This is a genomic window from Halobacterium yunchengense (assembly GCF_037031165.1).
Classification (GTDB): domain Archaea; phylum Halobacteriota; class Halobacteria; order Halobacteriales; family Halobacteriaceae; genus Halobacterium; species Halobacterium yunchengense.
Genome location: NZ_JAYEZL010000006.1, coordinates 345,066 through 356,411 on the forward strand (window position 1 = coordinate 345,066; position 11,346 = coordinate 356,411).

General features: G+C 70.2%; 13 protein-coding genes and 1 tRNA gene. 5 read left to right on the forward strand and 9 right to left on the reverse strand.

Features of this window, described 5'->3' with window-relative positions:
- Positions 1–16: 16 nt before the first annotated feature.
- On the reverse strand, positions 17–250 hold the full coding sequence (locus U5911_RS16055; protein WP_336038070.1) for a hypothetical protein: 234 nt from the start codon (positions 248–250) through the stop codon (positions 17–19).
- A gap of 199 nt (positions 251–449) precedes the next feature.
- On the opposite strand from U5911_RS16055, the gene U5911_RS16060 reads away from it, so the two are divergent.
- Complete coding sequence (locus U5911_RS16060; protein ID WP_336038071.1) at positions 450–683, forward strand: DUF2249 domain-containing protein; 234 nt, start codon at positions 450–452, stop codon at positions 681–683.
- A 127-nt stretch (positions 684–810) separates the two neighbouring features.
- On the opposite strand, the gene U5911_RS16065 is transcribed toward U5911_RS16060, so the two are convergent.
- The 3 genes from U5911_RS16065 to U5911_RS16075 all read right to left on the reverse strand — a co-directional run bounded on the left by U5911_RS16065 (position 811) and on the right by U5911_RS16075 (position 3,490).
- Positions 811–1,338: a GNAT family N-acetyltransferase gene (locus tag U5911_RS16065; protein ID WP_336038072.1), complete on the reverse strand. Its 528-nt coding sequence runs from the start codon at positions 1,336–1,338 to the stop codon at positions 811–813.
- A gap of 118 nt (positions 1,339–1,456) precedes the next feature.
- Entirely contained in the window at positions 1,457–2,653 is a 1,197-nt protein-coding gene (locus tag U5911_RS16070) for a phosphoglycerate kinase (protein ID WP_336038073.1), read from the reverse strand.
- A 291-nt stretch (positions 2,654–2,944) separates the two neighbouring features.
- Positions 2,945–3,490: a CBS domain-containing protein gene (locus U5911_RS16075; RefSeq protein ID WP_336038074.1), complete on the reverse strand. Its 546-nt coding sequence runs from the start codon at positions 3,488–3,490 to the stop codon at positions 2,945–2,947.
- A 209-nt stretch (positions 3,491–3,699) separates the two neighbouring features.
- Between U5911_RS16075 and udk the strand changes: the two genes are divergently transcribed.
- Positions 3,700–4,443: a uridine kinase gene (udk, locus tag U5911_RS16080; RefSeq protein WP_336038075.1), complete on the forward strand. Its 744-nt coding sequence runs from the start codon at positions 3,700–3,702 to the stop codon at positions 4,441–4,443.
- A 239-nt stretch (positions 4,444–4,682) separates the two neighbouring features.
- Here the strand turns inward: udk and U5911_RS16085 are convergent, their stop codons facing one another.
- On the reverse strand, positions 4,683–5,006 hold the full coding sequence (locus U5911_RS16085) for a DUF5785 family protein (RefSeq protein WP_336038076.1): 324 nt from the start codon (positions 5,004–5,006) through the stop codon (positions 4,683–4,685).
- A gap of 705 nt (positions 5,007–5,711) precedes the next feature.
- On the opposite strand from U5911_RS16085, the gene U5911_RS16090 reads away from it, so the two are divergent.
- Positions 5,712–6,974: a methyltransferase gene (locus U5911_RS16090; protein ID WP_336038077.1), complete on the forward strand. Its 1,263-nt coding sequence runs from the start codon at positions 5,712–5,714 to the stop codon at positions 6,972–6,974.
- A 15-nt stretch (positions 6,975–6,989) separates the two neighbouring features.
- Here U5911_RS16090 and U5911_RS16095 read toward each other — a convergent pair.
- Positions 6,990–7,071: transfer RNA gene (locus tag U5911_RS16095), tRNA-Ser, on the reverse strand.
- A 486-nt stretch (positions 7,072–7,557) separates the two neighbouring features.
- On the opposite strand from U5911_RS16095, the gene U5911_RS16100 reads away from it, so the two are divergent.
- Positions 7,558–8,763 (forward strand): orc1/cdc6 family replication initiation protein, encoded by a 1,206-nt coding sequence (locus U5911_RS16100; RefSeq protein ID WP_336038078.1) that lies wholly within the window; start codon positions 7,558–7,560, stop codon positions 8,761–8,763.
- A 287-nt stretch (positions 8,764–9,050) separates the two neighbouring features.
- Here U5911_RS16100 and U5911_RS16105 read toward each other — a convergent pair whose 3' ends face one another.
- Entirely contained in the window at positions 9,051–9,815 is a 765-nt protein-coding gene (locus U5911_RS16105; RefSeq protein ID WP_336038079.1) for a hypothetical protein, read from the reverse strand.
- A 264-nt stretch (positions 9,816–10,079) separates the two neighbouring features.
- On the opposite strand from U5911_RS16105, the gene U5911_RS16110 reads away from it, so the two are divergent.
- The gene (locus U5911_RS16110) at positions 10,080–10,283 is read left to right on the forward strand and encodes a hypothetical protein (protein ID WP_336038080.1); all 204 of its coding nucleotides are present in this window, start codon (positions 10,080–10,082) and stop codon (positions 10,281–10,283) included.
- A gap of 61 nt (positions 10,284–10,344) precedes the next feature.
- Here U5911_RS16110 and U5911_RS16115 read toward each other — a convergent pair whose 3' ends face one another.
- Both U5911_RS16115 and U5911_RS16120 read right to left on the reverse strand, forming a co-directional pair.
- Positions 10,345–10,977, reverse strand: coding sequence for a uracil-DNA glycosylase (locus U5911_RS16115; protein ID WP_336038081.1), 633 nt, complete (start codon positions 10,975–10,977; stop codon positions 10,345–10,347).
- Positions 10,978–11,111: 134 nt separating this feature from the next.
- Positions 11,112–11,346, reverse strand: a 235-nt coding sequence (locus U5911_RS16120) for a chorismate synthase (RefSeq protein ID WP_336038082.1), incomplete at its 5' end; no start/stop codon positions are given.

An 11,346-nucleotide genomic window follows, 5' to 3' on the forward strand; every position in this document is an offset into this window, starting at 1 on the left:
CTGGCGTCGGCGGCGGTCAGACGGGTTCGAGTTCGTCGGTGCGGTACGGGACGGCGTCGAGGCCGTAGTCGTCGAAGCGGACGACGTACCAGGTGCCGTCGTCGGCGCGGCGGACGTCCGTGACGACGCCGTCGTCGCCGAAGTGCTCGTGGCGCTCGTACCCGCAGACGGCGAGCTTCGCCTTGTCCGCTGACTGGCGGACGACGCGGACGGACTGGCCGCGCCGGAACCCTCGCGAAGTTTGTGCCATGTGCACACGTAACACGCACTGGGTGAAGTCTGTTTCGGCGCCGCTCGCCGAGGGCGGCAGACAGCGACGCCTGCTGGCGCGACCGAACGGCCCGAGACGACGACTCGCGCCAGTGAGATCGGAAGCGATGGGGTGACGAACTGGGGCCGAACACGTTCGGCGGTGGCGTCACCGCCGTCCGGCGGCAACCGTCGCCTGCATGCCAGCGAAGACCATCGACGTCCGGGACGTCCCGCCGTCCGAACGACACCCGAAGATCCACGCCGCCTTCGAGGCCCTCGACAGCGGCGAGGCCCTCGAACTCGTCAACGACCACGAGCCGAAGCCGCTGTTCTACGAGTTCCAGGCCGAGGTCGAGGACTTCGACGCCGACGCCTACCGGGTCGAACAGCGCGCCCCCGACGAGTACGTCGCCACGCTGCCGAAGGAGTGACCGCCCCGCCCGAGGGAGAACCGGTCCCGCCCGAAGGAGTGACCGCCCCGACCGAAGGAGTGACCATCCCGACCGAAGGAGTGACCATCCCGACCAAAGGAGTGACCGCCCCGACCGAAGGAGTAGCTCACCCGCTGCTGCCGGGCGGCGTCGCCGACGCGTCCCCGGCGTCCCGTTCGAGCGTCACGCGGTGGGGTTGGTAGCCGCGGCGCTCGTAGAGGCGGCGCGCGGCGTCGTTCGCCCAGAGCGCTTCGACGGCCAGGACGTCCGCGCCGCGGTCCGCGAGCGCGGCTTCGGCGTGGTCCAGCAGCGCCGACCCGACGCCGTCCCCGCGCGCGTCCGGCACCACGAACACGTTGTCCAGGACGCCGCGCGTCGCGTCGGACTCGAAGAACCCGCTCTCGACGTGGAACATCACGAACCCGACCACGACCCCGGTCTCCGTTCGCCGCACGCCGCCCGGCGCGTCGTCGGCGAGCGCGACAGCGACGCCGTCGGCGTGCACGTACTGCGCGACGAGGTCGCGGACGCGACCGCGGTTCGCCTCCGCGGCGAGGTGCGAGCCGTGGTCGCGCTGCTCGCGCGCGAGCGCCACCCACAGCTCCGTCACCGCCGGGACGTCCTCGCCGATCGCGGACCGAACGTCAACGCGCATCCCGTGGACGTCAGGGGCGCCGCGACAAGTGTCTGGCGTCGGCGCGAACTCGCGTCGACCGGCGCGCCGGTTCGACCGCCGCGCCGACCGGTCTACTCGTTCCGTCGCCGACCCGCCCTCACCGCAGCACTTCCACGGCCGGCAGCGACTCGCCCGTGAGCAACCGCAGCGCCGCGCCGCCGCCCGTGCTCACGTGGTCGAACCCGCTCAGGTCGAACTTCCGGATCGCCGCCGCCGTGTCGCCGCCGCCGACGATGGTGTACTCGGCTCGCGTCGCCGCCGCGAAGACGCCGCGTGTCCCCGCCGCGAACGCCTCCTCCTCGAAGACGCCCGCCGGCCCGTTCAGGACCGCCGTGCCGGTGTCCGCCAGCACTTCGGCGTACGCGTCGACGGTGTCGCTGCCGACGTCCATCACCGCCTCGTCGCGGCGCGGTGGCAGGTCGGCGATCGCGAGTTCGTGGCGCTCCCCGTCGCGCTCGACCGCGACGTCCACGGGCAGTCGGATGCGGTCGCCGTACGCGTCCAGCAGGTCGCCGGCGCGCTCGATTTCCGTCTCGTAGCCGCGGTCGTGGATGAAGTCCGTGCTCGACCGGCCGATGTCCACGCCGTCCGCGGCCAGGAACACGTTCGCGACGACCCCCGAGACGAGCACGGTGTCCGCGAGGTCGTGCTCGAGGGCGTGCTCGACGACCGTCACTGAGTCCGGAACCTTCGCCCCGCCGACGACGTACGTCCGCGGCGTCGGCGTCTCCTCGATGGCGCCCAGGACGTCCAGTTCCGCCTCCATCACGCGGCCGGCGTACGACGGCAGCCGCATCGGGAACCCGACCAGCGAGGGCTGGGACCGGTGGGCCGCCGCGAACGCGTCGTTGACGTACGCGTCCAGGACCGGCGAGAGCCGGGCGACGAGGTAGGTGTCGGCGGCGCGCTCGGGGTCGAACTCCATGTACTCCTCGCTGTAGAACCGCGTGTTCTCCAGCAGCACCGCCTCGCCGGCGTCGAGGCCGTCGACGGCGGCCCGGGCGTCCGCGGAGAACGTCGCGTCGCAGTACGAGACGGGGGCCTCGAGGAGCTCGTCGAGGCGGTGGGCGTGTGACTCCAGGCGCGCGAACTCGTCGCCGCCCGGCCGCCCCTGGTGAGCGAGCACGGCGACGCGCGCGCCGCGGTCGAGCAGTTCCGCGAGCGTGTCCACGTGCGCTCGCAGTCGCGCGTCGTCCGCGAGCGATTCGTCCGCCGCCAGCGGGCTGTTGATGTCGACCCGAACCCCGACCGCGGTGTCCGTCGCGTCGAGGTCGTCGAGGGTCCGTATCGCCATGTAGTGGCACCGACAGAGCGGCGTTGTATAGGCGTTACTGTACGCAGCGACGGCGGGCGTGTAGTTCGACGGAGTGACGGCAGGCGTGCGGTTCGACGGGGCGACGGCGGGCCTGTGGTTCGACGGGGCGACGGAATGGAAGTGCTCGCGATGGAGTGGAGGGGCTCGCGATAGGCTGCAGAATTCGGGAGGGGGCGTCGGGTCCTGCTCGGGACGGGGAGGGGGCGTCGGGTCCTGCTCGGGACGGGGAGGGGGCGTCGGGTCCTGCTCGGGACGCTGGCCGTGGCCCGGTCAGGTGGTTCGGCACTCCGGGCAGAGCAGCTGGCCGTTGACGTCGACGAGTTCTGGCGAGAGCCCGCCGCAGCCCTCGCAGACCCCTTGCTCTCCGTACGTCTCGGCGTTCTGGGCCTGTTGGCTGCCCGCGCGCGGACTCGACGGCATCTGCGGGGCGCCCCGGAGCTGTTTCTCGACCGTCGGTGCCACGTCTCTGGCCTCCACGACGCCGTGGACGCCGTCGTCGTCGGCGACGAGCACGCGCGGGTCCCCGGTGCGACCCATCAGGTCCGCGGCGTCCGCGACAGAGGCGTCAAGCGAGAGCGACTCCGGCGTCTCGTCCATGACGTCGCCCGCCGTGACGGCCGCCGGGTCGCGGCCGTCCAGCAGCAGGTCGAAGACCGTCTCCGCGGTGATGACGCCGACCGGCGTCGTGCCGCGCAGCACCACCGCGCTGCTCGTGTTCTCCGCTCGCATCAGCTCCACCGCGTCCAGGAGTTCGTCGGACTCGCTGACGCCGACGAACTCGTGTGAGAGCACGTCCCTGAGCGATAACTGTGCCATGTAATGACGTAACACGCAATCGGGCTAAAAGCTACTCCCAAAACGTCTATTGTCCTCTCGCGCCAACGTCTCCGAGGAATTCTGTACTCGGATTCGCCGGAGAAACGCTGCGGGTCCACCAGAGGAATGCCGTGAGTCCGCCGGAGAAACGCTGCGGGTCCAACGGAGAAACGCTGGATTCAACACCGGCCCGGCCCGTTCGTGACTCAATGACCATTCCGTCGTTCGCGATCGGCATCGCCGGCGGCACGGGCGCCGGCAAGACGACGGTGGCACGGGAGATCACCGACAACGTCGAGGAGGCCGCGACGCTCGTCCCCCTCGACAACTACTACAAGGACCTCGGCCACATGGACTTCGAGGAGCGCACGAACGTCAACTACGACCACCCCTCGGCGTTCGAGTGGGAGTTGCTCCGCGACCACCTGGACTCGCTGCTGTCCGGCCAGCCCGTCGAGATGCCCCAGTACGACTTCAGCGAACACCTCCGGAAGGACGACCGCGTGACCGTCGAGCCGACCGACGTCATCGTCCTGGAGGGCATCCTCGCGCTCTACGACGACGAGGTCAACGACATGCTCGACCTCCACATTTACGTGGAGACGGACGCCGACGTCCGGATCCTGCGCCGCATCGAGCGCGACGTCGTCGACCGTGGCCGCGACCTCGAGGGCGTCATGGACCAGTACCTCTCGACGGTGAAGCCGATGCACGAGCAGTTCATCGAGCCGACGAAGAAGGACGCCGACATCATCATCCCCGAGGGCGCCAACGCGGTCGCCGTCAACCTCCTCGAGGAGAAAGTCCAGGCCGAGAGCTCCGAGATGGCGGCGTGGGCGGCCCGCGGCGACGACGAGCGCTACGAGCGCGACCACGACGGCCGCGACTGGGACGTCGACCCGGACTGGAAGCGCGGCGAACGCTCCGAGGAACTCCCGGAACGAGAGTCGTAACCGAATCGAAGCAGGTGCGGAGTAGCTGACGAGCGTGGCGGAAAGACGCCACCGAGCGTGGCGGAGAACCTCGGTGCAATCAGAGCGGCTGCCACGACGGCGACGGGGACGGCCCCGACGGCGACGGGGACGGCCCCGACGGCGACGGAGACGACCACGACGGCGACGGAGACGACCACGACGGCGACGGAGACGACCACGACGGCGACGGCGGTGTGGTCTGCTGTCGGCGGTGTGGTCTACTCGGTCGGGTGGTAGTCCCAGAGGTTCGCTCGCCGCATCGCGTCCCCGACCGCCTCGTGGAAGTCGACCTTCGTCTCGAAGCTCTCCTCGGTGACGTGTTCGAAGATGTCGTCGACGGACACGACCTTCTCGTGGTTGACGCGGACCGGCCACTCGCCGTACTCCTCGAGGAACACGTCCTTCTCGAGGGGGAAGTCCTCGTGCTCGTCGACCATCTTCGAGAGCACGGCCATGTCGTACTTCCGGCCGCCCTCGCTGCCCTTCTCGCCGTCGGGGTCGTGCACCCAGTCCCGCCCCGAGGGGTCTTCCATCTCTGCCATACGTACGCGGTTCGGCGCTGGCCCCAAAACCGTTTCTCAATCCCCACGGCCCCCACGGCTGTCTCGGGCGGACGGCGATTCGGAACGGCCGGCTGTCTCGGGCGGACGGCGATTCGGAACGGCCGACTTCCCTCCGGAGAGAAAGAATTTTGTGAGTGGTCGTCGACGCTCCGTTCGCGTTGCACAGGACCCCCAGGTCGACCACGGCCTGCTGAGGGCGGTCGCGTCCCGCTGCGGGCGACCGCGTCACTGGGGCGACGCGTCCGGCTCGGCGTCGCCCCGACACGGGCGGTGGTTCGGCTGGCTCGCCGACTGTGGGCCGCCGGCGGCCCGACCGGAACCGACCGGTCTGGGCTCCGGTGGTCACGCTGCTCGGCACCCGCGTACGCAGTCGGCGTAGCCGACGCTGGGGGTCTCGCCGTCGTTCTTCCAGCGATCACTCTCGAGTGAGTGGCGGAACTTCGGCCTGAGTCCCGAGTGAGTGGCGGAACTCCGGCCAGGGGGCGGCTGCGCCGAGTGCGCGAGCAGGCACGCGAACGCGCACGAGCCACCGACCCACCAGATGGCAGGAAGACGACCGACACAGACCGCAACGCGCCTCGAGAACCACGACCAGACGCGACAGTCCTTCGGGAGCCACGACCAGACACTCGCCGGCGGGACACGCACGATTCGTTCCGACGGAGTCCGCCCAATGAGGAGGTGGTGGCCGTGAACGGCGAGTCGTCGACGCTCGCTCTCGAAGCACGCGTGGACGCCGGGCCGAGCGAGTACCGCTTCCGGACCGCGGGCGGCGTCTGCTCCCCGGACCGGTTCCGGACGGCGGAACTGCTGCTCGCGGACGTCCTCTGGGACGCCGCGGACCGGGACGGTGCCACCGGTCGGCGGGACGTGGGCGCACCCGTCGTCGACAGTGCGCTCGTCCCGGAAGCGAACTACGGCGTCGTCGGCACGCTCGCGGCGCCCGTCCTCGACCGGGTGGCGATGACCGAGTCGAGTGCGCGCGCCGCGCGCCTCTGCGAGGCGAACGCGGCGAGACACGGCGTCGACGCCGCGGTGTCTCTGACCGCTGGCGTGAACGCACTCGAACCGAAGGAAGGCGTGGCGGATCTGCCACGGGGCGACGTGGGGGTTTCGTCGACCTCGGGCGCTGGTTCCGCCACGTCGTTCGACGCGGTGGCGTACGCGCCGAAACCGTACACGCCCCTCGACGTGGGCGCGCAGCGACTGGTCGACGCGACGTCCCGGCTAGACCGCGGCGGGCGCGTGTTCGTCGCGGCAGCCGAACGGGCGGGCCTGGCGCGCTACGAGCGCGTGCTCGCGGACCGCTGCGACGGTGGACGGGTCGACTGCGTGGCCGAACGCGACGATGTTCGGGTGCTCCGTGGCGTCGTCTGCGATGCGGGGAGCGAGGAGAGCGCGGCGGAGCACGTCTCGATCCGGGAGTTCTCAGCGTCGGTGGGCGGACTCGAGGTGGCACTCGCGTCGGTTCCGGGCGTGTTCTCGGCGACGCGACTCGACGACGGGACGCGGCTGCTCGCGGCGGCCGCCGAGGTCGAGGACGGCGACCGCGTGCTCGACCTCTGCTGTGGGTACGGAGCGCTCGGCGCGTGGGCGGCGCAGGCGGCCGACTGCTCGGTGTGTCTGAGCGACGACGACCGGGTTGCGACGGCGTGTGCCGAGCGGACGCTCCGCCGGAACGGCGTCGACGGGACGGTCGTGACGGCCGACGGCGTCACTGCGGTCTCGGACCGGGCGTTCGACCGCGTGCTCTGTAATCCGCCGACGCACGCGACGGACCGCCTGCTCGCGGACCTCTTCGAGGACGTCGGGGGCGTGCTCGCGCCGGACGGCGACCTGTTCGTCGTCCACCACGCCGACCTCGACCTGCGACCGCAGCTCCGCTCGTTCGACGACGTCGCGACCGCCGAGACCGGCGAGGCCCACGTGGTGCTACGCGCGGCGTGAGCGTCTGCGGAGAAGCGGTGAGGATGGGATTCGAACCCATGAGGCTGACGCCACCGGTTTTCAAGACCGGCGCATTAGGCCGCTCTGCCACCTCACCGCGCGACCGACCGTAGTTCGGGGCGACGGTTGAAACTGTCGTTGTGCCGCCGGATTCCTCCTCCCGCCCCGGATTTCGAGTGTTCGAGTGCGTTGGTGGGGGCGGGAGTCGTGGGTAGGTTGGTGGGTTGGTGGGTATTAGGTGGGTGGGTTGGTGGGTTGGTGGGTATTAGGTGGGTGGGTTGGTGGGTATTAGGTGGGTGGGTTGGTGGGTATTAGGTGGGTGGATGGGGTGGATGAGTGAGTGGATAGGGTGGATGAGTGAGTGGTCGTCGAGGCGGGTGCCACGGATCACGGCCACCCCGGTTTGCAAATGTTTTGGTGTGCGGGGCCGCGGTGGTGGAGTGGTGGTGGAGTGGTGGTGGAGTGGGGATGAGTGCAACGGTGGTGGAGGTGAGGGACGACGGGGGGTGACGAACATGCGAAACACCGGAAACAGCAGAACCAGTGGTATTATGGTGGGGGAGTGGGAACGGACGCGGTAGCGATGAAGACGCCGTTCCGCGACCGCGTCGAGCTGTTCACCAACAAGGACGTACTGAAAGACCACTACGAGCCCGACGAGATCCTCGAACGCGACGAGGAGATCGATCAGTACGCCAACGCCCTCCAGGACGTCGTGGACGGCTGGGAGCCCGACAACGTCTTCGTCTACGGGAAGACCGGCGTCGGGAAGACGGCGGTGACGCGGTACATGATGGACGCCCTCGAGTACGAGGCCGCCGAGCGGGACGGCGTCGACTCGGTCGCGAGCGTCGAGGTGAACTGCCACCACCACCCCTCGTCGTACCAGGCGGCCATCGCGCTCGTGAACGAACTCCGCGCGGCCACCGACCGCGACCCGCTCACGACCGGACTGTCGACCTCCGACGTCTTGAACGCGCTGTTCGAGGAGATCGAGGCGCGCGAGGGCACCGTGCTCATCGTGCTGGACGAGATCGACAACCTCGGCGACGACGACATGCTGCTCTACCAGCTGCCGCGCGCGAAGACGAACGGCAACATCGAGGACTCGCAGGTCGCGGTCGTCGGCATCTCGAACGACTACACGTTCCGTAACGACCTCTCCCCGAAGGTCCAGGACACGCTCTGCGAGCGCGAGATCAAGTTCCCGCCGTACGACGCGAACGAACTCGTGACAATCCTCTCGGACCGCGCGGAGCGCGGCCTCCGCGGCGACGTCCTCGAGGACGGCGTCATCCCGCAGTGCGCCGCGCTCGCGGCGCGCGACAGGGGGAGCGCGCGCCAGGCCATCGACCTCCTCCGCGAAGCCGTCAACGTCGCCATCGAGGACGGCCGCGAGATGGTCACGGAGGGGGACGTGGACACCGCCGTCGAGCGCGTCGAGCGCGGCCGCATCAAGGACTCCATCAAGGACCTGACCACGCACGGCCAGTACGTCCTGCTCGCGGTCACGCAGATGTCCGTCGCTGGCGAGACACCGGTGCGCGCGAAGGAGCTCTACGAGGTCTACGAGGACGTCGCCGACGAGTACGCGTCCGAACCGCTCAGCCAGCGCAGCGTCCACGACCACCTCAACGACCTCTCGATGCTGGGGTTCCTCCGCCAGCACGACCGCAACTACGGCCGCGGCGGCGGCCAGTTCTTCGAGTACGAACTCGACGTCGACCCCGAGATGGTCCAGGAGGCGATGGCGGACGAGGCAGACGAGACCGCCACCGAAGCGGCCTGACGCGGGGGCTGCGCCGGGACGCCCCACACAGGGCTGCACCGACCGACTCCGAACGACTCCGACCGTCTATCCCGTACCAGAACACTCGAAAATCGGGGGTGTGGGAACGCTGGTTCGTCACTGATTCCGCCCGTTTTCACTTGCAGACCGGGGGCGGGACCGACCCGCTCCCGACCACCGCTGCCCTCACACCAGAACATTTGCAAACCGGGGCCCGCCTGGTCACGGTGCCACGCGCTCGCGCGTCCGGTCGTCTCTCTCGGTTCGCCGTCCTCCTCGTCGACCGCTCACCCCCGGACGACCACGCGCTCGCCGTCCTCCTCGTCGACGCGGAGGCCGAGCTGTTCGACGTACGCCGTCGTGTACGCGGGCACCGTGCGGTCGGCAGCGCGACGCGCGCGCACCAGCGCGACGAGCGTCGCCAGGTCGTCGCCGGTCCGGACGCGCGTCTGCTCTGCCATGAAGTCGACGCCGTAGCCCGCGTCGACGGCGCGCGCCGTCACGCTCTCGACCGCCGGCGCGTCCCACGCGCCCTCGAAGTCGACGGGCTCGGTGAATCCCGCGTAGTAGACGCGCCCACCGGCGGACGGTCCGACCACGACGGGATTCCGCCGGAGCTTCATCGCTGCCGAGTCGACGTGCTTGCGCGCCACGAGCGGCGCGTCGGGCTCCAGGACCGCCGCGGAGTTCTCGCCCTCGCGCTCCAGCAGGTGCGTCAGGGTGTTCCCGACGCGAGCGTGCTTCGTGGAGCCGACCTGGACCTCGACGCGCACGTCCTCGCGTTCCTCCTCGGTCAGCACGTCCGCGACGAGGCCTCGGACCTCCCGCTCGGCGTCCGCCCCGTCCGGGACGTGCTCGTCGGGCAGCATGTCGTCCGGCCGGTAGTTCACGAGGAGGTCGCCCCCGCTTTCCACGACCGCGCGGAACGCGTCGGCGGCCATCGCCTCGTACAGCGACGCGGCTTCGCCCGCCGAGAGCGGCGACGTCGCGGCGACCTCCCGCAACACCAGTCCCTCGCGCGGCGGATCCACGGTGACGGCGACGACTGTCATACTCGGTTCTCCGAGTGGCGCACGCTTCAACGCCGCGGTCCAGCTCCGCCGCGCGTGGACGACACCCACTCCGACCGGCCCGGTCGGCCACGCACTCACGGCCGCAGTCGGCGAGTGCAGGCACTCACGGCCGCAGTCGGCGAGTGCAGGCACTCACGGCCGCAGTCGGCGAGTGCAGGCACTCACGGCCGCAGTCGGCGAGTGCAGGCACTCACGTCCACAGTCGGCGAATCGTATAAGTCGACGCCGTCCGGACTGTCCGTCGTGAACGCGTCGAAGCTACTCGCGGGCCTCGCTGCCCTGCTGGTCGTCGCCGCACTGGTCGGCGCCGCCGTCTCACTCGCGACGGCGCTCGGAGACGCCGAGACGGCGGCGACGGCCGTGCTGGTCGCCGCGGCGGTGCTCGCTGTCGTCGGTGCCGGCGCCAGGCGCGGCGGGTCCCCGAACGGACGCACGCCGTACTGGTAGCGAACCACTGCCTGGTCGGAGTCGCGGTCTGGCCTGCCTGGTCGGAGTCGCGGTCCGTCGGTCAGCGACTGCGCCGCCCCTTCGTCTGCCGGTAGTCCGTCTCCAGCAGCTCGAGGAAGAACTCGACGTACGCCTCCGTCTCCGAGTCGGTCTGCTCGCCGGGGTGGATCATCGGCGCGAGTTCGAAGCCGCGACCGCGAACCGTCGTCGCGTGGCACTCCTCGACGTCGAGTTCGTCTGCGGGCGTCGTCGTGTACTCCGCCCCGAGTTCGGTGAGCGCGCGCTGCCCGACCGGCACCAGCACCTCCGGGTTTATCATTCGAATGTCGGCGTTGAGGAACGGCTCGCAGGTCGCGACCTCCTCGTCGGTCGGCGCCCGGTCCGGATGCCGGCAGCGCGCGAGGTACGTCAGGTAGGCGTTGTCCAGTTCCGGCTCCTCGCTGTCCGGCAGCGAGTAGTTCAGGCCGACGCTCCCCAGGATGTGCTGGAAGCGCTCGCCGGCGGCGTCGCCCGTGAAGGGCACGCCCGCTCGCTCGGCGCCCGCGCTCGGCGCCTCGCCGACGAACACGAAGTCCGCGCCGACGTCGCCGTAGCCGTGGACGACGCGCTCGCGGACGTCGCAGAGCCCGGGACAGTTCCGGCAGTCCTCGTCCATCCCGTAGGGGTTCCGGCGGCCGCCCTGGTTCGCGTCCATCTACCGGTTACTCTTGGCGCCGCGTGGAAAGCCGTGTCGCCTCTGGGAACCGTATCTCCCCGGCCGTAATCTGGAGCCGCGTCGCCTCTGGGAGCCGTGTCGCCCGGCCGTAATCTGCCCGTGGGCGGCCGCGGCTACTCGTTTCGCGGACTGCTCGGGTGGTAGTCGGTGTCGTACTCGCCGGGCCGGCCGTCGAGGCGGTCCGGATTGATGCGGCCGCCGAGCAGCATGAAGTCCAGAATCGTGCAGTAGAGCATCGCCTCGACGACCGGGACGGCGCGCGGCGGCAGCGACGGGTCGTGGCGGCCGGTCACCGTCACCTCCTTCTCCTCGCCGGTCTCCCAGTCAACGGTCTCCTGGGTCTTCGGA

Bases quoted from the DNA above. Each gene is read 5' to 3' on its own strand.
- U5911_RS16055 (WP_336038070.1), bottom strand. From the start codon at position 250: ATGGCACAAACTTCGCGAGGGTTCCGGCGCGGCCAGTCCGTCCGCGTC.
- U5911_RS16060 (WP_336038071.1), top strand. From the start codon at position 450: ATGCCAGCGAAGACCATCGACGTCCGGGACGTCCCGCCGTCCGAACGA.
- U5911_RS16065 (WP_336038072.1), bottom strand. From the start codon at position 1,338: ATGCGCGTTGACGTTCGGTCCGCGATCGGCGAGGACGTCCCGGCGGTG.
- U5911_RS16070 (WP_336038073.1), bottom strand. From the start codon at position 2,653: ATGGCGATACGGACCCTCGACGACCTCGACGCGACGGACACCGCGGTC.
- U5911_RS16075 (WP_336038074.1), bottom strand. From the start codon at position 3,490: ATGGCACAGTTATCGCTCAGGGACGTGCTCTCACACGAGTTCGTCGGC.
- udk (WP_336038075.1), top strand. From the start codon at position 3,700: ATGACCATTCCGTCGTTCGCGATCGGCATCGCCGGCGGCACGGGCGCC.
- U5911_RS16085 (WP_336038076.1), bottom strand. From the start codon at position 5,006: ATGGCAGAGATGGAAGACCCCTCGGGGCGGGACTGGGTGCACGACCCC.
- U5911_RS16100 (WP_336038078.1), top strand. From the start codon at position 7,558: ATGAAGACGCCGTTCCGCGACCGCGTCGAGCTGTTCACCAACAAGGAC.
- U5911_RS16105 (WP_336038079.1), bottom strand. From the start codon at position 9,815: ATGACAGTCGTCGCCGTCACCGTGGATCCGCCGCGCGAGGGACTGGTG.
- U5911_RS16115 (WP_336038081.1), bottom strand. From the start codon at position 10,977: ATGGACGCGAACCAGGGCGGCCGCCGGAACCCCTACGGGATGGACGAG.